The 24,626-nt window shown below is 62.9% G+C and carries 34 protein-coding genes; 31 read left to right on the forward strand and 3 right to left on the reverse strand.

The genetic code is table 11. The annotated features are described in order from the left end of the window. The 3 genes from ACZ1JY_RS07695 to ACZ1JY_RS07705 form a co-directional block, all read right to left on the reverse strand. Nucleotides 1-933 carry a hypothetical protein gene (locus ACZ1JY_RS07695; protein WP_465128879.1) on the reverse strand — a complete coding sequence of 311 codons (933 nt, stop codon included), beginning with the start codon at nt 931-933 and terminating at the stop codon, nt 1-3. A 3-nt stretch (nt 934-936) separates the two neighbouring features. Next, nucleotides 937-1,548 carry a hypothetical protein gene (locus ACZ1JY_RS07700; RefSeq protein WP_465128880.1) on the reverse strand — a complete coding sequence of 204 codons (612 nt, stop codon included), beginning with the start codon at nt 1,546-1,548 and terminating at the stop codon, nt 937-939. 165 nt (nt 1,549-1,713) lie between these two features. Next, nucleotides 1,714-2,313, reverse strand: coding sequence for a LexA family protein (locus ACZ1JY_RS07705; protein ID WP_465128881.1), 600 nt, complete (start codon nt 2,311-2,313; stop codon nt 1,714-1,716). A gap of 127 nt (nt 2,314-2,440) precedes the next feature. Between ACZ1JY_RS07705 and ACZ1JY_RS07710 the strand changes: the two genes are divergently transcribed. The 31 genes from ACZ1JY_RS07710 (at nt 2,441) to ACZ1JY_RS07860 (ending at nt 24,619) form a co-directional block, all read left to right on the forward strand. Further along, nucleotides 2,441-2,641 carry a helix-turn-helix domain-containing protein gene (locus tag ACZ1JY_RS07710; RefSeq protein WP_465128882.1) on the forward strand — a complete coding sequence of 67 codons (201 nt, stop codon included), beginning with the start codon at nt 2,441-2,443 and terminating at the stop codon, nt 2,639-2,641. 4 nt (nt 2,642-2,645) lie between these two features. Then, nucleotides 2,646-3,668 carry a CHC2 zinc finger domain-containing protein gene (locus tag ACZ1JY_RS07715; RefSeq protein ID WP_465128883.1) on the forward strand — a complete coding sequence of 341 codons (1,023 nt, stop codon included), beginning with the start codon at nt 2,646-2,648 and terminating at the stop codon, nt 3,666-3,668. Nucleotides 3,669-3,706: 38 nt separating this feature from the next. Continuing rightward, on the forward strand, nt 3,707-5,194 hold the full coding sequence (locus ACZ1JY_RS07720) for a YfjI family protein (protein WP_465128884.1): 1,488 nt from the start codon (nt 3,707-3,709) through the stop codon (nt 5,192-5,194). Then, nucleotides 5,191-5,664 (forward strand): hypothetical protein, encoded by a 474-nt coding sequence (locus tag ACZ1JY_RS07725; protein ID WP_465128885.1) that lies wholly within the window; start codon nt 5,191-5,193, stop codon nt 5,662-5,664. The genes ACZ1JY_RS07720 and ACZ1JY_RS07725 overlap by 4 nt, the downstream gene beginning before the upstream one ends. Nucleotides 5,665-5,967: 303 nt before the next feature. Further along, complete coding sequence (locus ACZ1JY_RS07730; protein WP_465128886.1) at nt 5,968-6,360, forward strand: hypothetical protein; 393 nt, start codon at nt 5,968-5,970, stop codon at nt 6,358-6,360. Further along, nucleotides 6,347-6,928 carry a hypothetical protein gene (locus ACZ1JY_RS07735; RefSeq protein WP_465128887.1) on the forward strand — a complete coding sequence of 194 codons (582 nt, stop codon included), beginning with the start codon at nt 6,347-6,349 and terminating at the stop codon, nt 6,926-6,928. The genes ACZ1JY_RS07730 and ACZ1JY_RS07735 overlap by 14 nt, the downstream gene beginning before the upstream one ends. Before the next feature lie 297 nt (nt 6,929-7,225). Then, nucleotides 7,226-7,438 (forward strand): HNH endonuclease, encoded by a 213-nt coding sequence (locus tag ACZ1JY_RS07740; protein WP_465128888.1) that lies wholly within the window; start codon nt 7,226-7,228, stop codon nt 7,436-7,438. Then, complete coding sequence (locus ACZ1JY_RS07745; RefSeq protein WP_465128889.1) at nt 7,423-7,617, forward strand: hypothetical protein; 195 nt, start codon at nt 7,423-7,425, stop codon at nt 7,615-7,617. The genes ACZ1JY_RS07740 and ACZ1JY_RS07745 overlap by 16 nt, the downstream gene beginning before the upstream one ends. A gap of 99 nt (nt 7,618-7,716) precedes the next feature. Further along, nucleotides 7,717-8,118: a hypothetical protein gene (locus tag ACZ1JY_RS07750; protein ID WP_465128890.1), complete on the forward strand. Its 402-nt coding sequence runs from the start codon at nt 7,717-7,719 to the stop codon at nt 8,116-8,118. A 175-nt stretch (nt 8,119-8,293) separates the two neighbouring features. Next, entirely contained in the window at nt 8,294-9,865 is a 1,572-nt protein-coding gene (locus ACZ1JY_RS07755; protein WP_465128891.1) for a terminase large subunit, read from the forward strand. 141 nt (nt 9,866-10,006) lie between these two features. Beyond that, nucleotides 10,007-10,225, forward strand: coding sequence for a hypothetical protein (locus ACZ1JY_RS07760; RefSeq protein ID WP_465128892.1), 219 nt, complete (start codon nt 10,007-10,009; stop codon nt 10,223-10,225). Further along, nucleotides 10,222-10,428: a hypothetical protein gene (locus tag ACZ1JY_RS07765; protein ID WP_465128893.1), complete on the forward strand. Its 207-nt coding sequence runs from the start codon at nt 10,222-10,224 to the stop codon at nt 10,426-10,428. The genes ACZ1JY_RS07760 and ACZ1JY_RS07765 overlap by 4 nt, the downstream gene beginning before the upstream one ends. 123 nt (nt 10,429-10,551) lie before the next feature. Further along, nucleotides 10,552-10,914 carry a helix-turn-helix domain-containing protein gene (locus ACZ1JY_RS07770; protein ID WP_465128894.1) on the forward strand — a complete coding sequence of 121 codons (363 nt, stop codon included), beginning with the start codon at nt 10,552-10,554 and terminating at the stop codon, nt 10,912-10,914. A 671-nt stretch (nt 10,915-11,585) separates the two neighbouring features. Continuing rightward, complete coding sequence (locus tag ACZ1JY_RS07775) at nt 11,586-11,957, forward strand: hypothetical protein (protein ID WP_465128895.1); 372 nt, start codon at nt 11,586-11,588, stop codon at nt 11,955-11,957. A gap of 22 nt (nt 11,958-11,979) precedes the next feature. After that, complete coding sequence (locus ACZ1JY_RS07780; protein WP_465128896.1) at nt 11,980-12,237, forward strand: hypothetical protein; 258 nt, start codon at nt 11,980-11,982, stop codon at nt 12,235-12,237. Between the two features lie 43 nt (nt 12,238-12,280). Further along, nucleotides 12,281-13,012, forward strand: a complete 732-nt coding sequence (locus ACZ1JY_RS07785; RefSeq protein ID WP_465128897.1) for an HK97 family phage prohead protease — start codon at nt 12,281-12,283, stop codon at nt 13,010-13,012. Between the two features lie 15 nt (nt 13,013-13,027). Continuing rightward, nucleotides 13,028-14,113, forward strand: a complete 1,086-nt coding sequence (locus ACZ1JY_RS07790) for a phage major capsid protein (RefSeq protein WP_465128898.1) — start codon at nt 13,028-13,030, stop codon at nt 14,111-14,113. Between the two features lie 109 nt (nt 14,114-14,222). Beyond that, complete coding sequence (locus tag ACZ1JY_RS07795; RefSeq protein ID WP_465128899.1) at nt 14,223-14,666, forward strand: DUF6950 family protein; 444 nt, start codon at nt 14,223-14,225, stop codon at nt 14,664-14,666. Nucleotides 14,667-14,861: 195 nt separating this feature from the next. Then, nucleotides 14,862-15,530, forward strand: a complete 669-nt coding sequence (locus ACZ1JY_RS07800; protein ID WP_465128900.1) for a hypothetical protein — start codon at nt 14,862-14,864, stop codon at nt 15,528-15,530. Nucleotides 15,531-15,610: 80 nt separating this feature from the next. Next, nucleotides 15,611-16,732, forward strand: coding sequence for a phage portal protein (locus tag ACZ1JY_RS07805; RefSeq protein WP_465128901.1), 1,122 nt, complete (start codon nt 15,611-15,613; stop codon nt 16,730-16,732). Between the two features lie 418 nt (nt 16,733-17,150). Further along, entirely contained in the window at nt 17,151-17,561 is a 411-nt protein-coding gene (locus ACZ1JY_RS07810; RefSeq protein WP_465128902.1) for a hypothetical protein, read from the forward strand. Between the two features lie 52 nt (nt 17,562-17,613). Next, complete coding sequence (locus tag ACZ1JY_RS07815; protein ID WP_465128903.1) at nt 17,614-17,829, forward strand: hypothetical protein; 216 nt, start codon at nt 17,614-17,616, stop codon at nt 17,827-17,829. Further along, nucleotides 17,813-19,003 (forward strand): tyrosine-type recombinase/integrase, encoded by a 1,191-nt coding sequence (locus ACZ1JY_RS07820; protein WP_465128904.1) that lies wholly within the window; start codon nt 17,813-17,815, stop codon nt 19,001-19,003. Before ACZ1JY_RS07815 ends, ACZ1JY_RS07820 begins: the two co-directional genes overlap by 17 nt. Nucleotides 19,004-19,188: 185 nt before the next feature. After that, entirely contained in the window at nt 19,189-20,451 is a 1,263-nt protein-coding gene (locus tag ACZ1JY_RS07825; protein WP_465128905.1) for a phage portal protein, read from the forward strand. Further along, entirely contained in the window at nt 20,444-21,097 is a 654-nt protein-coding gene (locus ACZ1JY_RS07830) for an HK97 family phage prohead protease (protein ID WP_465128906.1), read from the forward strand. The genes ACZ1JY_RS07825 and ACZ1JY_RS07830 overlap by 8 nt, the downstream gene beginning before the upstream one ends. Nucleotides 21,098-21,125: 28 nt before the next feature. After that, on the forward strand, nt 21,126-22,427 hold the full coding sequence (locus ACZ1JY_RS07835; protein WP_465128907.1) for a phage major capsid protein: 1,302 nt from the start codon (nt 21,126-21,128) through the stop codon (nt 22,425-22,427). 54 nt (nt 22,428-22,481) lie between these two features. Next, nucleotides 22,482-22,769, forward strand: coding sequence for a hypothetical protein (locus ACZ1JY_RS07840; RefSeq protein WP_465128908.1), 288 nt, complete (start codon nt 22,482-22,484; stop codon nt 22,767-22,769). A gap of 38 nt (nt 22,770-22,807) precedes the next feature. Then, a complete protein-coding gene (locus tag ACZ1JY_RS07845) occupies nt 22,808-23,179 on the forward strand; it encodes a hypothetical protein (protein WP_465128909.1) in 372 nt (123 codons plus the stop codon). Nucleotides 23,180-23,280: 101 nt separating this feature from the next. Beyond that, nucleotides 23,281-23,844 carry a head-tail connector protein gene (locus ACZ1JY_RS07850; RefSeq protein ID WP_465128910.1) on the forward strand — a complete coding sequence of 188 codons (564 nt, stop codon included), beginning with the start codon at nt 23,281-23,283 and terminating at the stop codon, nt 23,842-23,844. Beyond that, nucleotides 23,844-24,194, forward strand: a complete 351-nt coding sequence (locus ACZ1JY_RS07855) for a phage head completion protein (protein ID WP_465128911.1) — start codon at nt 23,844-23,846, stop codon at nt 24,192-24,194. Before ACZ1JY_RS07850 ends, ACZ1JY_RS07855 begins: the two co-directional genes overlap by 1 nt. Next, nucleotides 24,194-24,619, forward strand: a complete 426-nt coding sequence (locus ACZ1JY_RS07860) for a hypothetical protein (protein WP_465128912.1) — start codon at nt 24,194-24,196, stop codon at nt 24,617-24,619. The genes ACZ1JY_RS07855 and ACZ1JY_RS07860 overlap by 1 nt, the downstream gene beginning before the upstream one ends. Nucleotides 24,620-24,626 lie beyond the last annotated feature (7 nt).

A 24,626-nucleotide genomic window follows, 5' to 3' on the forward strand; every position in this document is an offset into this window, starting at 1 on the left:
TCAAGCCTCCCCCGCCATTACAGGTCCAGTGATAAGCTGCGGCCAGTCGCGCTCGATCTCCTCCATGATCTCGGCGGTGCGCACCTTGGTGTCGAAGGCGAGGATCCTGCGAAGCCGGTCAGCCTCGCGCCCAGCCGGGGAGTCATGCTCTGCGGGCGTATCCATCGACTGCCAAAGGGTGCGCTTGCCATTGAACTGAACGATGCGGACCTGCAGTCCGATCGCGTCGGCGCGCTCCATCCATAGCTCGGCCGAGAACCGCGGCTGGCCGTAGGCAAGCAAGTTGGCGCCGATGTCCGAGTGGTCGATGTCGAAGTAAGCTGCCCGGTTGAACGCGCAGGTATCATCGCGCTCGTCATCCTCGAGCGCGATGTTCGCGTCCCAGATGTTGCCCCAGCCCTGCTCCTGCCCCTCGCCGAACCAGGTATGACCCACGAGCCCATGCAGGTTGACGTAGGCCTTGGCGATGAAATCCCCGGCCGTCGTGCAAGGGGTTGCCATCACCGCGCGGAACGCTGCCGAGCGGCTGGCCCGCGCGGTTTCACCGAGATCGCTCTCGTGGTCTGCGGTGTGCTGAAAAGCCTCTTCGGCCTTGCGCCAATCCGCTAGCGCGCGGAACATGTCAGGCCCCGGATAGTGGGCCTGCAGCAGAACCGTATCGTTGATGATTGCCTCGAAGGCATCTCGGGCAGTCGGCCCATCCGACCACTCGGACACGTTGTTGTCGCGGTAGAGCATGAGCTTCAGCCCCAGCTCGGTGGGAGTGACTGCCGGGTGCTGCAGGCATTCCAAAACCGCCGCCATGTGGGCGGTCAGTTTGCCCTGTGTCTCCTCGCTCTCGGCATCGCGGTCGAAAGCCGCTTCGAACTCCGCATGTGCGGCATTCTGGGCCTTCAGAGTATTGATGAAGGCGATGGTGCTGTGGAAGCGCATGGCTCAGGCCCCCCCGAGCAGGCGCGCGATATCGCGGCGGGTTTGCTCGACGTAGCTATCGGTCCACGGGTTTAGCGTGCCGTTGTCATCTTCGAGCAAGTGGTCGAGCTTGAAGCGCAGCGCGGCCAAGTCCGGCGCGGGCGTGTCCATGAGTTCGCCCTGGCGCAGCGCGGCATCCTGATCGAGGCGGTCGGCTTCGAGTACGATCTCGCGGTCAAGCGGTTCGCCCTTGGCGCAATGCGACTGGTGAAACAGGGCGGCAGTGGCCTTTGCCGACTGCCATTCCGCCATGGCGTTGTCCCAGCCGGACTGGGTCGAACTGGGCGCCAGTGACGCAGCCAGTTCGTCAGCCAGGCGTGCCGTGGTTTCGAGGACTTCGACCGCAATGACGTGCATAGAGCCGATCTGGTCGCAGGCATCGACGACTTCGGACAGGCTGGCGCTTTCGGCAAAGCCGGTGATCCGGTCCTGCTGGACGTGATCCATCGCGACCAAGAGGTTGCGGATGTCGCAGATGCGGCCCGAAATGGCCTCTGCCCGATACTGATGGTCGCGCTGGGTAAGCGGGGGCGTCTCCGCAAGCGAGGCCGCTTGCGGCATGTTCAATGCCGTCATGGTTGATCTCCTGCGGTGAAGCAGGAGGGAGGCGTCTCATTCGCACAAACGCAAAGGGCGCCATCCCACCTGCATCGGAGGGTCAGCGGCCCGAGGGCGATCGTCTCCGATGCCCTTACCTAGCCAACAGGCTAAACTTGTTCAAGTCCAAAATTAGCCCATTGGCTAAAGCGACGATCCTTGCCAGATCACGCGTCCGAGAACCGTGAAGGGCTCTCGACCGATCGGGATCGGCTGGTGCATAGGATTCGAGGAGACCGGTTCGAGTCGCGGCGGGTTTGTTCGGTACCGCTTGAAAGTGGTCTCGCCAGTGCCGTTCATGATGGCATAGAGGCGCCCCTCCATCAGGTCGAGGTCCTCGGGGTCGACAATGATGATGGCTTCGTCACCGACAACCAGATTCATGGAATCACCGTCCGGCTTCAGCGCGAAAGCCGACGCACTTCGCACCGGCGCGGGGATGTAACCGTCGGGGTCGCGGACGGCCTCACGCCAGTTACCAGCCGCGATTTTCCCGATGATTGGCACCATTCGCACAGCTACCGTAGCCGGTATGACGGTTGCGATCTGCTCTGGCGGAACCTCGAGCGCCTCGGATAGCGCGCGCAGCATGTCGCTCGATAGCTTGCGCTGCGACCGCTCCAGCTTCGCGATCGTCGTGAAATGGGTTGCCTTGCCGAGGATAGCTCCGACTTTTTCGGCGAGCTGCTCCTGGGTGAGACCCTTGCCCTTGCGGATCTCGAAGATGCGGTTCGACGGTATCATGTTGTAAATCCTAGCCAACTGCCCTGCGGCATATTAGCCGATTGGCTACGGCGGGGATATAGTGTTTTTGCGCACAAGCTCGGTCTGGGACTGGACAAAATTAGCCAATAGGCTAGAACCTCGCGGCATGAAGCTAGCCGACTATCTCACGGAGACGGGTCTTAGCCTGTCGGAGTTCGCCCGCCAGATCGGTGCCCGCAACGCCCGAACGGTTCAACGATACACGAAACATGGACGCGTACCCTCGGGCACGATGATGGCCAAAATTATGTCGGCCACGCAAGGCAAGGTCATGCCGGACGACTTCCTCAGCTCCATCGGCGAGTAACCCAATGCACCGGGGCGCAACGGGTACCAGCCGACCGGGACGGCTGAGCGATGCAGAGTTTCGTGACCTCTGCGACAGGGCGCGGGAGCGCCATTCGATTTCCGAAATCATTGGTCGACACACTACGCTGAAGAAGCGCGGCGCGCGCGAACTCGTCGGCCTCTGCCCTTTCCACAGCGAAAAGACGCCAAGCTTCGAAGTCAACGACACCAAGGGAACCTATCACTGCCACGGCTGCGGCGCTGGTGGCGATGCAATCCAGTTCCTTGTCGCCCGCGAGGGCATGACATTCATGCAGGCCGTGCAGCTGCTGATGGGCGACGAGTTCCCAATCATCTCCGAGGAGGAGCAGGCCAAGCGCAGGGAAGCCGATGCGCGGGACCGCGCCGACCGAATCCACCTCGCCCGGTGGATTTGGGGACAGTCGGTCAAGCCCGAGGGAACGCCTGCCGAGGTCTACGCGAGGTCGAGAGGCATCACGATACCCCTTCCCCCGACTGTCCGGTTCGTCACCTCGCCGCGATGGTTCAACTTCGAGACCGGCGAGTGCGGACGAGAGCATCCGGCGATGGCATGCGCGCTGCAGGATGTGGGCGGCGCAATCGTCGGCGTCCAGTGCGTGTTCCTGCAGGACGGCGGCAACAAGAAGTACGAACGCGTCAATCCCGACGGCAGCAAAGCGAAGGCGAAGCTGTCGTTCGGTATTCTCGTCGGCTCCGCCTTGCGGCTGGGTCCGGTAGCGCCCCATCTCGTCAACTGTGAGGGCCCAGAGGATGGACTCACGCTAGCGCAGAAGCTGGTAGGCCAGTCAATCTGGGTATCGTGCGGTACCGCCCTGCTCTCTCGCATAGAATACCCGCCTAAAGTGAAGTCGGTGTGCTTTGTCGGCGACAATAATCCGGCCGGCAGGGTCGCAGTTGAGCAGGCGCGAGACGCGGCGCTGGCGCGTGGCCTGATCCCGACGGACGTATATCCCGATGCCCGGTTCAAGGACTGGAACGATGAGCTCCGGGGGGTGACCCTGTGAGTCTCGACGATCCACAACGGTTCGGGCCTGGCCCGGATATGGCCATTGGCCAGCCGATCGACATAAAGCCGATCCTTCCCGACGCGGAAGCCTTCCCTATCGACAAGCTCCCAGCGCGCCTATCTGCTGCGGTTCAGGCGATCACCGACATCGTGCAGGTGCCCTTATCGCTCGCGGCGCAGTCAGTGATCGGGGCCTGTGCCCTCGTTGCGCAAACCCGCATCAACGTCGAAGTGCCGACGCGGGAAACCGTCCCTTCATCACTCTTCCTGTTCACGATCGCGGCGTCGGGCGACCGCAAGACGACAGCTGACAAGCTGGCGCTCGGGCCGGTCTACGAACATGAGCGCGAACTGCGAAAGCGGTTCGAGCCCGAGCAGCAGCAGTACACCATCGACAAGGCTGCATACGAGGCCGCGATGTCGAAGGCCAAGCGGGACGGCGGCAAAGACCGCCTGCAGGTGAAGCGCAACATGGAAGCATGCGGAACGCCGCCGCTCCCCCCGGCTCTGCCCATGCTGCTTGTCGAAGATCCGACCATTGAAGGCATGACCAAGTTGCTCGACGAAGCCTATCCGTCGATCGGCCTCTTTTCCGACGAAGGCGCGAAGATGCTCGGCGGGTACAGCATGCAGGAGGAGCGACAGGCGTCGAGCGGCGCCGCCCTCTCCCAGCTCTGGGACGGCAAGCCGATCAAGCGTGTGCGCGGGACCGACGTCACCAAGATTCTCGATGGTCGGCGAGCCTCGGTTCACCTCATGGTGCAACCAGGCGTTGCATCCAAGCTGTTCGGCAACAAGGCGCTCCGGGACCAAGGCATGCTGAGCCGCATGCTTGTCACCTATCCCAAGAGCTTGAAGGGCTCCCGCCTGTGGAAGGAACCACCACCGGAGACGTGGGACGCTATCGAGGCGTATCACAAGAGACTGAGTGGCCTGCTGCGGCAAGCCTTCACCCGCATGCATCCGGAGACCCGCGAGCTCGAATTCAGCAACGTCGCGCTGCAGCCGGAAGCGAGAGAGATGTGGATCGCATTCAGCGACATGCTCGAGCGCCAGCAAGGACCTGACCAGCCACTGGCCGAAGTCAGTGACCTTGCATCAAAGATGGCGCAGCACGCGCTCCGGCTGGCCGCGGTGATCTCGTACTTCGAGAACGGCGAAAAGGTAGTGGCGAGCGGAATCAGTCCCGCGAGCATGTCCGTCGGCATCGCCTTGGGCGAGTTCTATCTTTCGGAAGCTCTTCGCCTCTTCAATGCCGGCAGTGTCGACGAGGATTCAGAGAACGCCGCAGCGCTCATCGAATTCATTCGGAAGGAGCGCTTGGCGATCGCGGGACACCGTTGGCTCAGCCGCAACTGCCCGAACCCGATCCGGCCTGCCAAGGTCCTGCAGCGAGCCATCGAGTTGCTGATGGACCAAGGGCACCTTCGCAAGATCGAAGGGGGAGCAGAAGTCACCGCGCGCGGAAAGACCTTTGCCGAACGGTCCGCTTACACCGTCATCTATCCGGAGGCGGACAAGTGACATTCCAGCGCTTTTCCGACGTCATGCCGACTCCGACCGGGCAACATGCCGCGCCGCCTACCCAGCCTCCCGCACAGGGACCGGCCGATCTGTTCACGCACATCGAGCGGATGGAGCAGACACGGCGTCCCCGGGGTTACACGGAGGCGCGTTGGTACACCCTCTTGCGTGATATGCGCCTATTCGGGGAGCGGTGGCTTGACGACGCGCTGGCGGCCGGCTGGTCAATGCTGGACCTGTTCGGCTCACCACCTGACATGAGCGCTCACAGGTGGGACCTGACAGGCCTCGTGTTGATGCTCGACGGCCGGGAGGTCGGGCAGATCGCTCCGGACAAGATCACCATCATTAACCGGCTGGGCAATCCCAATACGTTCTACCGACAAGCGCCTGGCTGCTCGGTTCCGTTCAGCCGCGCCGGCGCTGTTCTGGTGTGGGCGGCGGTCTGCAATCGGAGTTCAGCAGCATGACTGTCGCCGCTGTCGCAACTGTCGCAGCAACGGGCAAGAATGGCGGTTTTCTGCGGGTTTCGCAGAAGTGTCGCACGGCTGTCGCACCAAAAGCTGCGACAGTTCATTCCTGCGCTCGATCATCGCCGGACGAAGGCTTCGGCCTAGGTTCGGTGAATGGCGGATTTCTGCGGATTTTCATGTTGGCCACTTCGCACGGTTTCGGCGGAAGGGCATGGGTTAGACCCCCTTACGGCCTGAAAGGCCTACAGGGGGTCTAAAGCCGTCAAGCCCGTAATGGGGTGTCGAGGCAAGGACGAGGCGATGAAGCGAACAAAAAAGACGGTGAAGCGAAATACGGCAATCAGGCGCGGGAGGCTCGAGCTTCACCATGTCCCGCAAGAAGGGTCTGCGGTCCTTTTTGAAGGCAGGCCAATGGTCTTTTTGTACCATTCCCCGTTCGCCTGGCCAGATGGAAGGCAGGGTGTCCAACTAAACTGGCGCTCGCTTTGCGCGGTATGCGGCGAGGAATTCGTTAGCAGGACCATCCTTGGCGGCGCATCGACGGTGATTAAGCGGTGCGAAAAGCATTGCGGCAAAGGCAAGATGCCTTCGCTGCCCGATCCCCTGCCGATCTACCTGGTTGACCCGATCAGTCGAACTATTTCCACGATCCCTCACCCCGTGAAATGCGAGACCAATGATGACCCTGCCTGATAACCCGGGTGCAGTTGAATGGTGCATCCTGCGAACCTCGCCGTCACTGACCCTTCGACTGACCGATGCACTGGAGAGTGCTGGCTATGCGGCCTGGACACCGATCGAGATAACCATCCGACGCGCGGCACGCTCTCGGAAGAGGATCGAGCGCCGCCTCCCGATCACTCCCTCATTCGTGTTCGTGTCCTACGCGAGCCTGACCGAGCTCATCGCACTCGCAAGGTCCGCCTCGCTCACCCACATGGTCTGGGACAGAGATGAGTGCCGCATGGTGCAGCGCGGCTTTCCCCAGTTCACCGTGTTTCGGTCCATGGGCAAATACCCGCGCATCTCCGATGCGAGCCTCAACCCGCTGCGCAGCATCGAGCGTCGACGCAAGCCAGCCGTGAAGCCGACGTCATTCACCGTCGGCGATGAGGTCCGCTATCCCGATGCTGGCTTCGAAGGCCTGACCGGCAAGGTGGACGGCATCAAGGGCCGCTACACCCTGGTGCTGTTCCCCGGCCTGCCGATCGCAGTGCAGATCGATCCCCGCTTCCTCCAGCCAGCGCAGCGTGCGGCTTGACTGATCGTGAGCCCATACGGTATGCATTGCGGGAGCCGAGAGGCCGATGCGGTTACGGATTGCACTGCGATGGCTTTAGCCACCTGCCCCGGAACCGAGAGCGACCGAGCAAAGTGCAGGGTGCACTGAGCCGGGACTGCGAAAGCCTGCCTCATTTCAGCACTGCGTGAAGCGATGGGAAAGCCTCCCGCATTTCACCGCGACACCAAGCGCACGACGACGGAACGAGGATACGGCTGGCGCCATCAAAAGATGCGCGCTCTCGTCCTCCGAGAAGAACCGCTCTGCCGTTCCTGCATGAAGCGGGTGCCACCGATCTACACGCCCTCGGTCATCGCTGACCATATCAAGCCCAAGGCTGAAGGCGGCACCGACGATCGCGAGAACTACCAAGGACTGTGCCAGCCCTGCTCCGATGCCAAGACGGCTGACGAAGCAGCGCGAGCGCGAGGTACCAAGGCACCGCGGCGCCGAGTGGCGATAGGAGACGACGGATGGCCGAAGCAGTGATCAACATGGCCGACACGATCCGTAGCGTGACCATCAACGTCCGCGTCTCTGGTATCGCAGTGGCACGTGCCCGTCTCTGGGCAGGCGCTCAGGTCATGAAGCTCGCGGCTCTGATCATCGGCTGCGACATCGAAATTGAGGCAGAAATCAGCCCGAAAACCGAAGGTTTTGGCGGCTGACGGCGGGGGGATGTCGGAAAATGGGGGGCGTAAGGCCTCCTGACCGGTGTCGGCCTGAAATTCGCGCAAAACCACATTAAATGTCCGGAGTGCTTCAATATGGCCAAGCCAGGAGCGAAGCCGAAGGCGGCGCACCTGCGTATTGTCGACGGCACCCATAGAGCGACCCGCCACGGCGACGCAGCCAAGGCGAAAGAGATCATCGAGGCTACCGCCGACAAGTTCGGAAAGCTCACCCGCCCCAGCTACCTCAAGGGCGAAGCTGCTACGGCATGGAAGCGCTACATCGATCCGGCCGGCTGGCTGGACGCGTCGCGCGAAGCCGCTGCCATCGCCTTCTGCGAACTCTGGAAAGAATTCCGCTTCAACCCAGCGGGCTTCCCCGCGTCGAAGCACGGACAGATGCGTGCCTACATGAGTGAGCTTGGCCTGACCGACGAGCGCAATCGCGGAGACCAGGATGGCGGCGAGGAAGAAGACGAGTTCTTCGGGCGAGACTGACCGCGCAACCGCATATGCCAAGGCCGTTGTTGCTGGCGAGATCGTCGCCGGGCCGCATATCCGCAACGCTTGCCGCCGCCATCTCGACGATCTGGAGCGCGGACACGAACGCGGACTGCACTACGATCGCGAAGCAGCGGCGCGCGGCATCAGGTTCTACGAGGACCGCCTACGGTTGAACGACGGCCAGTTCGAAGGCCTGCCCTTCAAACTGCACGCCAGCCAAGCGTTCAAGACGGGTTCGATTTTCGGCTGGAAACGCAAGGACGGCACCCGCCGATTCCGCCGCGCTTACATCGAGGAAGGCAAAGGCAACGGCAAAAGCCCTTGGGTCGCGGGTCTCGGGCTCTACGGTCTCTGCGCTGACGGCGAAGCCGGATCCGAAGTCTACGCGGCGGCGTCAAAAAAAGACCAGGCTGGCGTGCTGTTCCGTGACGCCATCAAGATGTTTAAGTCGTCGCCAACGTTGAAAGCGCGGCTGTCGGCAAGCGGCGGCGAAGGCAAGGAGCACAACCTCTCCTATCTCGCCAAGGCCTCGTTCTTCCGGCCGATCAGTCGCGAGGCAGGCCGTACCGGCTCGGGCCCTCGCCCGCACTTCGCGCTCTGCGACGAAGTTCACGAGATGCCCGATCGCACCATCGTCGAGATGTTGGAGCGCGGCTTCAAGTTCCGACGCCAGCCCTTGCTGGCGATGATCACCAACAGCGGCAGCGACCGCAACAGCTTCTGCTACGAGCAGCACGAGCATGCGATCAGGGTTGCGGCTGGCAACCCTGACGCGAAGGACGATGACCCGACCTATCTGGGTGAGCCCCTCGACGACAACACGTTCGCGTTCGTCTGCTCACTCGACCCCGGTGACGATCCGCTCAATGACCCGTCGTGCTGGCCGAAAGCAAACCCGCTGCTCGGCGTCACGATCACGGAGGATTATCTCGCCGATGTCGTGAAGCAGGCCAAGCAGATGCCAGGCGCGCTGAACGGCATTCTTCGACTGCATTTCTGCGTCTGGACCGATGCTGAAACCGCATGGATGACGAGGGATGTTCTCGAACCTTGCCTCGCCGAATTCGATCCGACCGAGCATTACGGCAAGCGCATCTTCGACGGCATCGACCTCTCGCAGAACAAGGACATCACCGCGAAGGCCAGCGTCTGCCAGACCGGCGTGGTCGAGGAAGGTCCGCACGCCGGCAAGCCAATGTTCGACGCTTGGGTCGAGGCCTGGACGCCGGGGGACACGGTGGCGGCGCGGAGCCTTCGGGACAAGGCGCCTTATGACGTCTGGGTCCGGCAAGGACATCTCTCGGCGCCACAGGGCGCCAGCATCAGTTACCGGCATGTCGCGCAGGCGCTCGCCGAGGACACACACAACTACGAGCTCGTCGCTGCGGCATATGACCGGTACGCTTTCAAGCGTGGGCTTGAACCGGAGTGCGACGAACTCGGCTTGTCGATTGAGTTCGTGGAGCATCCGCAGGGCGGCACCAAGAAGGGTAAGCCCACCGAGGCGATGATCGAAGCGGCCGAGGCGACTGAGCGGGAGCCGGAAGGTCTGTGGATGCCGATGAGCGTCCGACAATTCGAAGAGCTGGTTCTTGAGCGGCGAATCCGCATCCGCATCAATCCGGTGGTCATCTCCGCGATCATGAGCGCGGTCACGGCATCGGATCGATGGGGCAACTACTGGCTCGCGAAGGAAAAGCCGGTGATTAAGCTAAAAAGCCTATATGTTTCAGCACTTTAGGGGCCTCCGGGCCCCTTTTCCTGCCCTGCGCACAACCTCCCCACCCACCCCCATAAAAACCGCAGTTTTCCGCCACTTTTGAAAGCGTCCCGGCTGCTCTGTTGCGCAACAGTTGCGCAACGGTCGGGCAAGGAGACCACCATGGCCGAAATCAACGAAGAGTCCCGCGCGGACCTGCTCTATGGCGTTCCAGCGATTGCCGCCCACCTCGGGCTGACCGAAAAACAGGTCTATCACATGCGCGATCGGGACAAGCTCCCGACGTTCAAGATGGGCGGCAAGGTCTGCGCGTTGCGCTCTGCGCTGGCGCGCCACTTCGACCAGTTGGCCACCACCGCCACCAAGGACCCGCAGGCATGACTGCGCTAATGCGGATACCGCACCGGGACAAGCTGCGTGCGGTGCTGGTGAAGCGCTCGGGCACCGGCTGGCGCGTCGGGATAGGTTTGATCCTCTCCGGCGCCTTCGAGGGCGACAGCACGGGATCCGGCGACGAGCGGCAGGCAGAGACTGCCGCGCTCCGCCTGGCCGACGCTCACGACCTCATCGCGGTGCAGGACTGAGCCAGTGTCGCAACTGTCGCAACTGTCGCAAATCACTATCCAAAGCCCGCAATCGCTGGGCTTACGGTCAACTGTCGCAGAACCGTGCGACAGTGCCTGCGACAGCAGCGCGAGGTCTGCGACATGAGTAAGGAAGCGGTCGATTGGGCGGCGCGCATGATACCGGACAATCCGCCTGACAAGCTGGTGCTGTGGGCCATCGCCCATTGCCACAACAAGGGTAGCGGCATCGCCTATCCGTCGGTCGCGGCGATCATGACCTTCACCGGCCTGCGGCGTCGCACCGTGCTCTATGCCCTCGACCGCCTGCACGAGGCTGGTCTGATCCTCGATACAGGCGACAGGCGAGGACGGACAGGACAGGTCAAGGTGTGGGCGCTGCCCCTCGCCCAGCCGCTCGGCAAGGCCAAGCCTGCGCCAGTCCGAAAGGGCGCACCTGATGCACCCTTGGACCCGGACGACCCAGCCGCTGACCGAGTGTTCTAAGGGTCCGCTAGACGGATGCTTAAAGGGTGCATGACGTGCACCCTTTCACACCGCTAAGGGTGCAGCAGATGCACCGTTAAAGGGTGCACCAGATGCACACGGAACTTATATCTCTAAGAGATACCTAAGCTGCACCGTAGTGAAACGTAGGTGCAGCGTTGATAGGTAGCGCGTGCGCGAGAGGCGTGTCGCTCGCCTTGCGTCGGCTCCACGCGCGAGCCCTGCCACGACAGGACAGGGCAAGGTCGATGGACGCTCCGCTCGCTTGCGCGGCGTCGCTCCCGGCCTGCCCCTGCCCCCTGCACAGGCACAGGTAGCGCAGCCCGTCGGTTCGAGATTGCGCGACGACGACAACGCAATGACGACTACCCCGGGGGTAGGGGGGGGAGGGGGTGGGGTACCCCCCTATGCGCCCCCTATCGATGATGTGCCGCCGAACTTTTTATTTTTCCGAACTCGAAGAACAATATTCAACACGCGCCAGTTGGCCCCTGCCCTGCCCCTGATCCGCGCTGATCGCGGCCTTGCTGCTGCTCGAACCGCGCGGGAACGCTGCCGGATTGACCCGCCCCCCGGGGGGTATTCGGAAAATCAGGAGGGTCCGGCCTCCTGACCGATGCAGCCCAAAAATTCGCGCATCCACAGTCCATTTCCATGAAAACGGAGGCCACATGAGCCACAGATTGCCGCCTGTCGTCGCCAAGGTGACCGGCGCCGCCGCGAAAAACCGGGGGCGCTACGAGGGCCGGAACGATCCGACCTCCCCGCTCCTCGGCGAGCCCTCTAAATTTCTGACCGCCGCGCAGAAACGCGCGTGGCGGCTGTTCAAGGATGAACTGCCGTGGCTGGTGGAATCCGACCGGCCCCTTGTCGACCTCGCCGCCACAATCCGCGCCCAGCTGATCGAAATGAAGGGCCTGAACATCAACATGGTGCAGGTCTATTCCGCGATCCTGTCAAAGCTAGCCGCGACGCCAGTGGACCGCTCCCGCGCTCCCGGCCTGTCGGGCAATCCCGAGTTCGACGAATTTTTCGACCGCTGAACTGACCCCGAAGGGAACGACCATGACCGACGAAACCACCATTGCGCCTGCCGACCTCACGCCGGAACAGTGGGAGCAAGCCGCGATCGTGCAAGGCGAAGTGCTCGAATTACTCAAGCGGCTAGTGCGGGACGGGTTCGATTACCGGATCGTGTCGGTCGGCACCTCGACAGCGCTGGCGAACATGATCGGATCGATCTGCGGGCCCGCGCAAGTGCCGGTGCACTTTGCGCGGCTGTCGGCCTACACGATGCACCTGGCCCAGCCGCGCACCGACTGAGCGCGCTTGCCATTTCCGCAAATTCACCGTATTGGTTTGCTCGTTGGAAGCGCGGGTGTCCGCGCAACCGCACCGACTTACTCGCGGGTGTCCGCGCCAGTCGGCTGGAAAACGAGCGATGCTCGACAGTCGAGGTGTGCGCATGAACTACGCGGGTTCCCCGTTCGAAATCAAAGAATTGAGCGGCAGCGGCCAGATCGAAGGCCTGTTGTCCGGGTTCGACAACGTCGATTCCTACGGCGATATCGTGCGCAAGGGCGCGTTCGCGAAGTCGCTCGCCGCGCGCTCGCGCCCGCTTCCCATGCTCCTGCAGCACGATCCCAAGCGCCCGATTGGCGCTTGGACCGAATGGAGCGAGCGGGGGGACGGGCTTTACGTCAAGGGCGCGATCGTTCTCGAAAGCCCGGACGGCAAGGCAGCGCACGCGCTCGCGAAGGCTGGCGCGCTCACCGGCCTGTCGATTGGGTTTCGCGCAACCAAGGCCATGGAGAACCCCAAGGCAGGCATTCGCGAACTCATCGAAGTCGACCTCGCGGAAGGCAGTCTCGTGACCTTCCCGGCGAACCCGAAAACGCGTGTCGCTGACGTCAAGTCTATCGTCGGTCCCGGCGATATCGAGACGCTGCTCCGCGATGCCGGTTTGTCCGGAAGGCAGGCCAAGACCGCCGCCAGCGCGGCATGGAAGTCCATTAACGAAACCAAAGGTGACGACGAGGCGGCCGCACGGCTGGCCGCGCTCATCACCCAGTCAACCAACCTAATCGCCCAGATCTAGGGCAAGGAGACGATCATGGATATCGAACAGCTTTTCAAGGATCACAGCGAGGCGGTTCAGGCGAAGCTCGAAGAGCTCGGCCTGAACCAGAAGACTGCGCGCGAGCAGCTGAAGGCGCTCGAGCAGAAGATGGCGCGCGGCGACAAGGGCGGCTCGCCTTTCGGCCAGACGCAGGGCTACGGCGAACAGGTTCTGGCGAGCGAAGAGTTCAAGGCCTTCCGCGCTGAGGGTAGCCGTGGCCGCGCCCGCATCGAACTCAAGGCGATCACTTCCGCACAAGCCGGCACGTGGAGCGAGCGCGATCCGGAGCTTGCGCCGATGGCGCGCCGGGTGACCCGCGTCCGCGACCTGCTGACGGTGGTTCCGACGACCAGTGGCAGTGTCGACTGGGCCAAGCAGACCACCCGCACGAACAATGCGGCCGTCGTCGCTGAGGAGGCCCTGAAGCCGACGAGCGTCTATGTGTGGACCAAGCAGAACACGCCGATGCGCACTATCGCGCACCTCGCGAAATTGACCCGCCAGGCACTCGACGACGACGCGCAGCTTGCGGGCGAACTCGACACCGAAATGCGCTATGGCCTGACGCTCGCGGAGGACGCGGAGCTTCTGAGCGGTGACGGTACCGGCGAACATCTGACCGGCATGATCCCGGCAGCAACCGCCTACTCGCCCCCGTTCGAGGTGACCAATGCAAACGAGATCGATGTTGTCGGTCTCGCCGTGCTGCAAGCCAGCCTCACCGAGTTTCCGCCTGACGGTATCGTCATCAACCCGTCGCGGTGGATGAAGATGCGCCTCCTGAAGGACGCCGACGGCAAGTACATCATGGGAGACCCAGCGGCGAACGTGGAACCTGTCTTGTTCGGCCTGCCCGTGGCGGCGACGCAGGCCATGGGCGCGACGAAGTTCCTGACCGGCGCGTTCAAGATGCAGAAGCTCTACGACCGCATGCAGCCGGAAGTGCTGATTGCGACCGAGAACGCGGACGACTTCGAGCACAACCTGCTCACCGCGCGCTGCGAGGAGCGTCTTGCGCTGGCGGTGCGCCAGCCGACCGCGCTGATCTACGGCGACTTCGACACCGCGCTCGGCCTGTAAGTGAACACGGCTGGTATAATCCCCCCTGCCAGTCGGGGAGCATAGGCGGCGCGCAGAGGAATCTCCGCAGGGCTGCGCGCCGCCGCTCCGAAAAATAAGAGTCGCCACTATGGTCGATGACAAACCCATTCCGGACCTTATCCGCAGGCAGCAGGCCACGCAGGCCACGCTGGCAAGGTACCGGAGCCAGCCGTTCGACTGGAAGAAGGCGGTAACCTGCGTTCACATGGCGCGGTTCCACCTGCGCAAGATGGGCCACAAGGTTCCCGAATTGCCGCGCATCCGGGGCGTGATCGGGGCAACCCGCGCGCTGCGTGAACGGGGCTGGGCCAACGTGTCGGACATGCTCGATGCGCAAGGTTCGCTGGAACGGATTGCCCCGGCGTTCATGCGCATTGGCGATCTGGCCGTGCTGCCGGGTGACGAAGTGATGGACAGCATCGTGATCAACGCAGGCACCGGCAAGTTGCTGGGATGGCACCAAGACTGGGCCGGGGGGATGATCGAGATGGAAGCATCGCTCGATGATCTGCTTGGGGCGTGGAGGGCCTGATGGCAAAGGTTCTGCGCGTCGTCGCCGTGGTGGCTGGCGCCGTGGCTGTCTTGGCATCCGGCGGCGCCCTGCTGGCTGGGGCTGGAACTTTCCTAGGCGTGTCGGGGGCTACGCTTGGAACCATTGCGACCGTCGCCAGCACCCCTGCGAGCAGCAACGCCATTGCTGCCCAAATCCTACCGCGAGGAAAACCCTATGACCCTGATGAACGGATTCATTACCGCGAGCGAGGTTCGCCTCTACACGGACACTGCGTGGTTTCACCGCGGCGACCCGAGCATCGTGGCGTTCTATCCGAAAGCGTTTGTCTCGCTGTCGCGCATGTTCCCCTATGCCGTGGCGACATCGATGATCGGCCCGGGCCTGTGGCCGGGGCCGATGAACGACTTGTCGCAGATCGTCGAGAAAGCGCGTCCTGGCACTACGCCGGAGCTTATCGAATGCCTGACCGAATACGCTCGGGCCTACGCGGCATCTGGGGGAACTTGTCGCCTGCTCGCTGGCTCATTCGGCTACTGTGACGAGTACCCGCGCCTGCACCTCGTCAGCACCGACGGCGCGGGCCTTGGCGCGCCGTTCGAGGCCGTGGAGCTTGCGAGCTTCGTTTCATCGGCCAATGACACTGCGGCGGCGCAGGCCGTCGTCGCGGACTGGTGCAATCGCGACCGCATGCTTGCGGCGATCGATGCGCAACGGGCGACACTGACCGCCGACGCCGTCGGGAGCGCGCCATCCTATATCGTCGGCGGCGAGGCAATCGAGATCACGGTCAACCGCGACGGCGTCCGGCAAGACATCGTTCGCGTGTGGAACGACAAGCTGAATCACCCCATCGATTTGCGCCGCGACGAGGTTCTTGCGTGACACTTTCGGGCCTTATCGACCGGCTGACCGGCAATGTTCGGTTGAAACGGACGGGGGGTGCACCTCCTGAGGATTGGCGCGTGCGACCGGTCAGCGAAAGAGAGGCCCTGTCGATCACACCAGCGCTGGCTTGCGTCAGCTTGCTGGCCGGAACAATCTCTACCCTTCCCCTGATGGTGTACCGCAAGGACAGTCGGGGCAAACGGCCAATGGCCGACCACTGGCTCTACTCCATCCTTCACGACGACCCGAACGCGGATCAGACTGCAGAGGATTTCTGGGAGTTCATGTGCGTTGCGCTGGAACTGCGCGGCAACGCCTATGCCGAGAAGCTTCGTGGCGGTTCTGGGCAGGTGATCGGACTGGACCCTATCCCTCCGTCACTGGTGACAGCACAGCGCCGCAAAGACGGGCAGATCGAGTACCGTTGGACATGGGAAGGAAAGCAGCGCGTCGAGACCGCCGATAATGTGCTGCACCTTCGCGGCTTCGGCGGCGACCCGCTGGGCGGAATGTCGACGCTACAGATCGGCGCTGAGGCTTTCGGATTGGCGCGGAGCCTTTCGCGCACGGCGGGCAACGTCAGCCGCAACGCGATGTATCCTAGCGGGGCATGGCAGTCCGACGCGCGAATGACTGCGGAGCAGGTCAAAGAGACCGAGGCGCTCCTTGCGAAGAAATACCAGGGCGCGATCAATGCCGGACGCCCGCTGGTCATGGGCCACGGCCTGAAATGGACGCAGCTTACCATGTCCCCCGAGGACCTGCAGATGCTGCAGTCCCGGTCTTTCTCGGTGGAAGAGGTATGCCGCATCTTCGGCGTGCCCCCTCACCTCATCGGTCACACCGCCGGCAACACCCAGCTGGGCAGCAGCATCACTGAGCAGACCCGCGCTTTCGAGAAGTTCACGCTGCGCCGCCGCCTTCGAAAGATGCAATCCGCGATCGCAAAGCAACTGCTCTCCGCCCGCGATCGGGCACAAGGCTACTACGTCGAGTTCAACATGGAGGGCTTGCTTCAAGGCTCGGCTATCGAGCGGGGCAACCTTTACCGCGATGCGCTGTCGGACAACTGGATGACGATCAACGAGGTCCGCGCGCTGGAGAACCTCGCGCCGGTCCCGTGGGGCAATGAGCCTATCGTGCAGCAACAGGAAATGCCCCTGTCCGTCGCGGACCAATTGCACCGCCCGGGCAAGTAGACAGGCAGCGCCCTGCCTCCCCGGTTAAGGGGAGGCTTGCGCTTATGCGTCTGTGAGGGCAAAACGGCCAGTGGGTGTAGCAGCCCTGACCAGTGATAGGCGGTTGTCGGGTCCGTTGGCGCGGACCGAATCGCCGAAAGTAACAGCGTGGATTGGCGTCCACCGCTGAACGACGTTCTACGTCGGGAGCGGAGCGCCATACAAGACCCTTTTTGGGAAAAACGTTCCACCTGTCTCACTGGCAGGCTGCTACTCTCCCGGCACCACGTCTGAAACGTGGATTTAGGCTGTAGCAGGCCGAAACCAGTGAGAACCAAACATGCTCTATACCCCAAATTCGCCCCACAGAGGCCCCACAGAGGCCGCTGGCGACTTCGTGGCACGTGCGATACCCCTCGGGGTGCCTGACAGGCCCGGAGTGGCCGCGCTGGGCGAAAGCATCCTCTGCACTGCCGAATACGTCGGCTCGCTCGGCGAGGCCGCCCTGCTCTGTCTCGAAGAACTGCCTATCGAGCAGCGCGGCGGGAAAGCGCACCTCGCGGTCAGCTTGCTCAACCTGCTCGATGATCAGGTGCGAATCCTCTTCGACCTCGCGGGCAAGGTCGAGGTCGCAGGGATCGAGCGCGGCCACCTGCCGCGCGGCGTGACCATGCTTCGCGGCGTGACCGAGATTGCCCTCGCGCTGAATCTGCCGAACCGGCAAGTGTCGCACCTCATCAATCACGGCCTGCTCCCCATCTTTCGGGCCGACGGCTGTCCATGCGCGACAGAGGCGGCGCTGGCCGACTGGCAGGCGCTGAGCGCGACCGGGCAAATCCCGACCAAGTAAGACCCCTGCCCCGGCTGGGTCAGCCCGGTCGGGGCCAACATCGGAGATCAACATGAGCAAGTTAGAACCGGGCGAAAGCGATCTGCTCTATGGCCTACAGGCCATCGCAGATCACGTGGGCCTGACGGTCCCGCAGGTGAAGTGGCAAATAGTCCAGACCGACTGGCCGACGTTCAAGATGGGCGCGATTGTCTGCGCGCTGCGCTCGGAACTCGCCGCCCACTTCGCCAAGCTTTCGAGGGAGGCGCGCCATGGCGAGCGTAAGTAAGCGCAAATGGACCCACAAGGGCGTCGCAAAAGAGGCGTGGGTCGTTCGATTCGTGGATGGCGACGGAACCCATCGGCAAAAGACCTTTGACCGCAAGAAGGACGCGGACAGCTTCCGCATCACGATTGAGGGCAACAAGCAAAAAGGCTTCATCGGCGGGGCTGGCCACAAGCTCACAATGAGACAGCTTTTCGACGACTACGTTCGGACCCTCGACCAGCGCCTGGCATCCGGCGAGATTGGCATGTCGCACTATCTCAGCCAGACCCGCATGCTCAAAAAGCATGTGCTGCCGAAGATTGGAGACATGGTCCTGACCGAGGTTCGCATTGGAACCTTGCTCGAATGGAAGCTTTCGCTCGAATCCAACTCGCGGCTGGGCGCGAGATATCATCGGCGGATCGGGCGCGCGGTGCAAACTCTGCTCGCGCACGCCGAAGAGCGGGAGTGGATACAGGGCAATCCGGGGCGGACACTGATGGGCAAGTTCGCGCGCCTGCCAAAGCCGAAGGTGCGGACCTTCACCCGCGAGGAGATGCGCAAGCTCCTCGAAACAGCATCGGCCCGACAATTCCGCACCAAACATCGACCGCAGGCATACATGCATTGCTTCGTCCTTCTTGGGGCGGTTTGCGGTCTACGGCTGGGCGAGATATTAGCCCTGCGTCGAGACGACCTCGACTTCGACGCGCAACTTGTGAAGGTGCGCGGTAGTCTTTCCCGACACGAAGGGCTCAAGACCACAAAAACCCCGGCTGGCATTCGCGAGGTCGGCATGCCCCCTTACCTCGCCGCCCGACTGCAGGATTGGTTGAAGCGGTACTATGTTCCGAACGACCTAGACCTCGTTTTCACTTACGAGACCGGGAAGCCTTTTAGCCCTAACAATTTTCGAGCTGGGGCATGGGGCACGCTACTTTGCCGCGCGGGGCTGAGTGCAGATCCCCGCAAGCCTTCGTTCCACTTTCACGCGCTACGGCACTTCGCTGCCAGCGCGCGCGTTGAGGCGGGATGGTCTCTGCCAGCCGTCGCGAGACAGCTTGGCCATGCCAGTTTCGACATGACGCTCGGAACCTATACCCATGCGCTCGACAACGATGTGGCGCAGGTTTCGGCGGTCCACGAACTGGCCAGCACTATCGTTCCAGCGAACACATTGATGCTCTCAAACTGACCCAACTTGCGCAAGGGTTGCGCAACGGCACTGAAAACGGCGGAAATCCGGGCTTGTGGGAAGTCGAAGGAGCGTGCTGTGAACAAAATCGACTGCGCCGTCGCGCTCTGCATGGCTGTCGGTGTCGCGCTCGCTTATGGTGAGGCCGAGGCTGACGGCATCAACGCCCTGCTCGCGAGCCTCGCATGAGCGCGCTCAGCGGGTTCATCGAGACCCTGTCGGGTATCTTCCGGCTGGGCACGCGCACAAGCGCGGATTCCGCGCCGGGCGTCGGCAGTTCGGCTGGCGAAGTTGTCAACGAGAGCACGGTCCTTTCCATCCCGGCAGTCGCGGCTTGCCTACTCATTCTTGCCGGTACGCAGGCCACCCTCCCCTTGATGGTCTATCGCCGGAACGGGACGGGCCGCGAGGCCGCAACGGACCACTGGCTCTACTCAATCCTGCACGACGATCCGAACGCAGATCAGACCGCAGAGGATTTCTGGGAGTTCATGTGCGTCGCGCTGGAGTTGCGCGGCAACGCCTACGCCGAAAAGCTCCGCGGATCGATGGGGCAGATCGTCGGCCTCGATCCCATCCCGCCTTCGATTGTCAGCCGGGCACGCCGCGCCGACGGTCGCATCGAATACCGTTGGACTTGGAACGGGAAGAGCCGGGTCGAGACAGACGAGAACATCCTGCACCTTCGCGGCTTCGGCGGCGACCCGCTGGGCGGAATGTCGACGCTACAGATCGGCGCTGAGGCTTTCGGATTGGCGCGGAGCCTTTCGCGCACGGCGGGCAACGTCAGCCGCAACGCGATGTATCCTAGCGGGGCATGGCAGTCCGACGCGCGAATGACTGCGGAGCAGGTCAAAGAGACCGAGGCGCTCCTCGCGAAGAAGTACCAGGGCGCGATCAATGCCGGACGCCCGCTGGTCATGGGCCACGGCCTGAAATGGACGCAGCTTACCATGTCCCCCGAGGACCTGCAGATGCTGCAGTCCCGGTCTTTCTCGGTGGAAGAGGTATGCCGCATCTTCGGCGTGCCCCCTCACCTCATCGGTCACACCGCCGGCAACACCCAGCTGGGCAGCAGCATCACTGAGCAGACCCGCGCTTTCGAGAAGTTCACGCTGCGCCGCCGCCTTCGCAAAATCCAGTCGGCGTTGCGCAAGCAATTGCTCACGGCCGAAGACGTCGCGCTTGGCATCACTATCGAGTTCAACATGGACGGCCTGTTGCAGGGTTCCGCTGCCGAACGCTCGGCCTTCTACAAGTCGGCCCTCAGCGACAAGTGGATGGTGATCAACGAGGTGCGCGGGAAAGAGAACCTGGCACCGGTGCCTTGGGGCGACGAGCCCATCGTGCAGCAACAGGACCGCCCCCTCGGTCAGCAGATCGAGGAATTGACGCAGCAAATGGGCGCGCTTTCGCAGAGATTCGAGGAGTTCCGCCACCGTGGATAGGACCAAGAACAGTGGCTTCGCGCTCGACGTGAAAGCCGTCGGCGATGACGGCACCATTGCGGGCTATGCCTCGGTGTTCAACGTGGTCGACAGCTACCGGGAGTTGGTCCTCCCGGGCGCCTTCAAGGTGTCCCTCTCGGACGCCAAGAAGGCGAAGCGCTCGATCAAGATGTTGTACCAGCATGATCCCTATCAGCCGATCGGCGTCTGGGACGTGGTGCAGGAGGACACGAAGGGCCTGCACGTCGAAGGCAGGTTGCTAAAGGACGTCTCACCGAAAGCTGCCGAGGTCTATGGGTTGGTGCGCGAAGGCGCGATCGATGAGCTCTCGATCGGCTATCGCGAAATCGAAACGGTCAAGATGCCGAACGGCCTCGGCCTGAAGAAGCTCGACCTGAAAGAGGTCAGCATCGTGACCTTCGGTGCGCTCGGGCGGAACGCACACATCGACGAAATCAAATCCATTCTCGCCCGTGGCGAAATGCCCACGGTACGTGAGTTCGAGGAGTTCCTGCGGGACGCAGGTGGCTTCTCGAAAAGCCTTGCTGCTGCAATCGCGGGCAAGGCTGCGCCGCACCTTCGGGGGGATCCCGAAGCGCAGGCAGATGACGACATGCTCAAGTTCCTGAAGGCCTTGAGCGCCTGAACTTCAATCCCTCCATCGGAGACATATCATGAAAAATCGTGCCCTTTTCGGTGCCCAGCGCACCGTGGGAGCCCTCGGGCTCATGACCAAGAACGAGGCCCGCATCGGCCGCTATCTGCGCGACGGCGAAAATCATCCGTCGGGCACGAAGTCGGTCGAGCAGATGGCCGACGATCTGCGCAAGTCGATCGACGCCAAGCAGGCCGAAGTCCTCAAGAAGGCTGACGACGCCCTCACCGAGGCGAAGAACGCTGGCTCGCTGTCGGCCGAAACGAAGAAGTCGGTCGACGAGATGCTGACCGGCGTCAACGTCATGCGCGAGCAGCTGAAGGCGCTCGAGCAGAAGATGGCGCGCAAGCCGGGCGAAGGCGAGGACGAGGTTAAGTCCTACGGTGGCCAGGTCATCGGTAGCGAGCGCTTCAAGTCTTACCTCGACAACGGCGCGCAGGGCACGATCAAGTTCGAACTCAAGGATTCGAACCGGGTCAAGGCCATCACTGCCGCGCAGGCTGCTGCATGGAGCGAGCGTGATCCGACGATCACTTCGCTGCCGCAGCGCACCCTCACCATCCGCGACCTGCTCACCGTGGTTCCGACCTCGGGCGGCAGTGTGGATTACGCGCGCCAGACCACCCGCACGAACAATGCGGCGGTCGTCGCCGAGGGTGCCACCAAGCCGACCAGCGCATATGTCTGGGAACAGGTGAACGCGCCCGTTCGCGTCATTGCTCACCTCGCCAAGCTGACCCGCCAGGCGCTGGAGGATTCGGTCCAGCTGCAGGGCGAAGTCGACAGCGAAATGCGCTACGGACTGGCACTCGCCGAAGAAGGCGAACTGCTCACCGGCGACGGTACCGGCCAGCACCTGACCGGCATCAACACCAACGCGACTGCCTTCGCCGCAGCCATCGCGATCACTGGCGCCACCGAGATCGACGTCATCCGCCTTGCGCTGCTGCAGGCGGAACTCGCTCTTTACCCGACCGACGGCGTCATCCTGAGCCCGGCCGACTGGGCCGCGATCGAGATGACCAAGACGACCGACGGTGCCTACATCTTCGCGAACCCGATGAACCTCGCCGGCCCCCGTCTCTGGGGCAAGCCGGTGGTTTCGACCCCAGCGCAGACCCAGCGTAAGTTCACGGTCGGCGGCTTCAAGCTGCAGACCCTGTACGACCGCATGGCTCCCGAGGTCGTCATCGCGTCCGAGAACTCGGACGACTTCGAGAAGAACCTCTACACCATGCGGTGTGAGGAGCGCGTCGCGCTGGCGATCAAGAAGCCCGGTGCGCTGATCTACGGCGACTTCGACACCGCGCTCGCCCTCTGACGAGACGCCGGCGGGGGCGGGTAATCCGCTCCCGCTGGTTTCGGGAGAAAGACCATGACCAAGCTCGTCGAATACATCGTGGCCCGCGAACACCAGGGCGACCGCCTCACCGAAGATGGCACCGAAGTCCACCGCTTCATGGAAGGTGAAACCCGCACTGCCGATCCGGCGATCGTCGCCGCACTCGTGAAATCGGGTGTGCTGATCGCGCCTGCCGAGGACAGGGAAAAAGAGCCCGTGGAAGAAAAATCCGAGGCAGCCCCCGCCAACAAGTCCGAACCCGCCCCGGCAAATAAAGCCGAGGGCAAGGCTCCTGCCAACAAGTCGAAGGCCAAGGCCTGAACCAAGGCGCTGCGGCGCCGACAGAAGGAACCGTTCCCATGCAACGCATTAAGCTCACCGTCACCACCGCCGCTGATGGCACCGTCACCGCCTACAGCCCGCGCATTGCGGGCGAGGTCCACCAGATCGAATACGTTAAGGACGGCTCAAACGGTTATACCGATGGCGTCGACTTCACGATCACTGGCGAAGCCACCGGTGTGAACCTCTGGACCCAGTCCAACGTGAACGCCTCGGCAGTCGTCGCACCGCGCCAGCCCACACACTCGCAGGCCGGTGTAGCAGCACTGTATGCCGCTGGTGGTACCGCGGTGCAGGCTCGCGTCGCGCTTGCAAATGACCGCGTGAAGATCGTCCTGGCACAGGGCGGTAACGCCAAGGTCGGCGTCTTTCACATCCTCGTCGCCTGATCACCTCGGGCCGGGGGTGGGTAAAACACCCACCCCCGTTTCCGTGAGGACCGCTGCCTTGCCCCCGGGCAGCGGTCCTCTCGCAAGCGAAAGGCCAACCGATGACCCTCATTCTGGTCACGCCTGCAAGCTCGTATCCTGTGACGGTCGACGAGGCCAAGGTGCAGTGCTTCGCCACCGGTACTACCGACTTTGACGGCCAGCTGACTGGCTTCATTGCCGCAGCCTGCGACGCTGCCGAACAGTATCTGGGCAGGGCGCTTACCGAGCAGTCGTGGAAGCTGGTTCTCGACAGCTGGCCCGACGTCATCGAGTTGCCCTTCGGGCCCATCGCCGCGTCGCCGGTCGTCAAGTACGTCGACGACAGTGGGATCGAGCAGACTGCGACCACGGACCTCTACGAGGTGGACATCTACGGCAGTCCTCCGCGCTTGCAGCCGATACTGGGGCAGACCTGGCCGACTGCGAAGGCAGCCCTCAATGCGGTATCGGTCGAATTCACCACCGCACCGGCAGCGGTCCCGCCGTCGGTGAAGCAGGCCATCCTCATGATGGTCGCGTTCTGGTTTAGCAACCGCGAAGCCATCAACGTCGGCAACATCGTCAACGAGGTGCCGATGGCATGGCGACACCTGCTTGATCCCTATTCGCGGGTGCAGATCTGATGCCGGTCAAGCCCGCTGGCCGGCGCATCCACTCAATCCGGTTCCAGCGCCTGTCCTCAAGTGAGGATGCGCTGGGCGGCACAGACACTTCGGCATGGTCCAATCTCTTCGACAATCCGCGCCCCGCTGCGGTCTACTATGGCACCGGGGGTGAGCGGAGACAGGCGGCGGTAGAGTCAGCAGCGCAGACGGTGACATTCAACGTGCTTGCCGACAGCGAAACCCGCACCGTGACGACCGGCGACAGGATCGAATTCAACGGGACGCCATGGGACATCACCGGCATCGCGCCAATCGGCGGTCCGGTTCCGTTCGAGATCGACTTCACCGCGACCACGAAACAGTCGTGATGACGGAGTTCAAGACCAGCGGGCTCAAGGAGCTTGAAGCAGCGCTGCTGGAGATGGCCACGAACGAGGCAAAGCGGCTCGGGCGGCTGGCGCTGCGCAATGCGGCGAAGCCTATTCTCGCCGAATACAAGGCCAGGACGAAGGTCAAGACCGGCGAACTGGTGAGTAATGAAAGCGCAGGCACTCGCCTGAACAAGCGGCAGCGCTCTCTCACACCGCGTCGGGGCCCGAGCGAGATGGAGATTCATATCGGTACTGCAGACCCGGGTGGTCTGATGGAAGAGTTCGGCAACCGCAACCAGATCGCAAATCCGGCGCTCACTCCCGCATGGGACAAGGAAGGCGGAGAGACGGCTCTGCGGCGCATCGGCGAGGAACTCGGCGCAGGGATCGAGCGATACGCTGCCCGCGCGAAGAAAGGCTGACCGATGG

Source organism: Novosphingobium sp. BL-A-41-Hi4B-X5A (assembly GCF_055521705.1).

Excerpts from the sequence above, each read along its gene's own strand:
- ACZ1JY_RS07705 (WP_465128881.1), bottom strand. The coding sequence starts at position 2,313 with ATGATACCGTCGAACCGCATCTTCGAGATCCGCAAGGGCAAGGGTCTC.
- ACZ1JY_RS07765 (WP_465128893.1), top strand. The coding sequence starts at position 10,222 with ATGACTGCGCTAATGCGGATACCGCACCGGGACAAGCTGCGTGCGGTG.
- ACZ1JY_RS07835 (WP_465128907.1), top strand. The coding sequence starts at position 21,126 with ATGAAAAATCGTGCCCTTTTCGGTGCCCAGCGCACCGTGGGAGCCCTC.
- ACZ1JY_RS07815 (WP_465128903.1), top strand. The coding sequence starts at position 17,614 with ATGAGCAAGTTAGAACCGGGCGAAAGCGATCTGCTCTATGGCCTACAG.
- ACZ1JY_RS07820 (WP_465128904.1), top strand. The coding sequence starts at position 17,813 with ATGGCGAGCGTAAGTAAGCGCAAATGGACCCACAAGGGCGTCGCAAAA.
- ACZ1JY_RS07720 (WP_465128884.1), top strand. The coding sequence starts at position 3,707 with ATGGCCATTGGCCAGCCGATCGACATAAAGCCGATCCTTCCCGACGCG.
- ACZ1JY_RS07715 (WP_465128883.1), top strand. The coding sequence starts at position 2,646 with ATGCACCGGGGCGCAACGGGTACCAGCCGACCGGGACGGCTGAGCGAT.
- ACZ1JY_RS07780 (WP_465128896.1), top strand. The coding sequence starts at position 11,980 with ATGACCGACGAAACCACCATTGCGCCTGCCGACCTCACGCCGGAACAG.
- ACZ1JY_RS07850 (WP_465128910.1), top strand. The coding sequence starts at position 23,281 with ATGACCCTCATTCTGGTCACGCCTGCAAGCTCGTATCCTGTGACGGTC.
- ACZ1JY_RS07840 (WP_465128908.1), top strand. The coding sequence starts at position 22,482 with ATGACCAAGCTCGTCGAATACATCGTGGCCCGCGAACACCAGGGCGAC.
- ACZ1JY_RS07775 (WP_465128895.1), top strand. The coding sequence starts at position 11,586 with ATGAGCCACAGATTGCCGCCTGTCGTCGCCAAGGTGACCGGCGCCGCC.
- ACZ1JY_RS07710 (WP_465128882.1), top strand. The coding sequence starts at position 2,441 with ATGAAGCTAGCCGACTATCTCACGGAGACGGGTCTTAGCCTGTCGGAG.
- ACZ1JY_RS07825 (WP_465128905.1), top strand. The coding sequence starts at position 19,189 with ATGAGCGCGCTCAGCGGGTTCATCGAGACCCTGTCGGGTATCTTCCGG.
- ACZ1JY_RS07745 (WP_465128889.1), top strand. The coding sequence starts at position 7,423 with ATGGCCGAAGCAGTGATCAACATGGCCGACACGATCCGTAGCGTGACC.
- ACZ1JY_RS07855 (WP_465128911.1), top strand. The coding sequence starts at position 23,844 with ATGCCGGTCAAGCCCGCTGGCCGGCGCATCCACTCAATCCGGTTCCAG.
- ACZ1JY_RS07800 (WP_465128900.1), top strand. The coding sequence starts at position 14,862 with ATGACCCTGATGAACGGATTCATTACCGCGAGCGAGGTTCGCCTCTAC.
- ACZ1JY_RS07735 (WP_465128887.1), top strand. The coding sequence starts at position 6,347 with ATGACCCTGCCTGATAACCCGGGTGCAGTTGAATGGTGCATCCTGCGA.
- ACZ1JY_RS07695 (WP_465128879.1), bottom strand. The coding sequence starts at position 933 with ATGCGCTTCCACAGCACCATCGCCTTCATCAATACTCTGAAGGCCCAG.
- ACZ1JY_RS07770 (WP_465128894.1), top strand. The coding sequence starts at position 10,552 with ATGAGTAAGGAAGCGGTCGATTGGGCGGCGCGCATGATACCGGACAAT.
- ACZ1JY_RS07750 (WP_465128890.1), top strand. The coding sequence starts at position 7,717 with ATGGCCAAGCCAGGAGCGAAGCCGAAGGCGGCGCACCTGCGTATTGTC.
- ACZ1JY_RS07790 (WP_465128898.1), top strand. The coding sequence starts at position 13,028 with ATGGATATCGAACAGCTTTTCAAGGATCACAGCGAGGCGGTTCAGGCG.
- ACZ1JY_RS07795 (WP_465128899.1), top strand. The coding sequence starts at position 14,223 with ATGGTCGATGACAAACCCATTCCGGACCTTATCCGCAGGCAGCAGGCC.
- ACZ1JY_RS07730 (WP_465128886.1), top strand. The coding sequence starts at position 5,968 with ATGAAGCGAACAAAAAAGACGGTGAAGCGAAATACGGCAATCAGGCGC.
- ACZ1JY_RS07845 (WP_465128909.1), top strand. The coding sequence starts at position 22,808 with ATGCAACGCATTAAGCTCACCGTCACCACCGCCGCTGATGGCACCGTC.
- ACZ1JY_RS07760 (WP_465128892.1), top strand. The coding sequence starts at position 10,007 with ATGGCCGAAATCAACGAAGAGTCCCGCGCGGACCTGCTCTATGGCGTT.
- ACZ1JY_RS07700 (WP_465128880.1), bottom strand. The coding sequence starts at position 1,548 with ATGACGGCATTGAACATGCCGCAAGCGGCCTCGCTTGCGGAGACGCCC.
- ACZ1JY_RS07860 (WP_465128912.1), top strand. The coding sequence starts at position 24,194 with ATGACGGAGTTCAAGACCAGCGGGCTCAAGGAGCTTGAAGCAGCGCTG.
- ACZ1JY_RS07740 (WP_465128888.1), top strand. The coding sequence starts at position 7,226 with ATGAAGCGGGTGCCACCGATCTACACGCCCTCGGTCATCGCTGACCAT.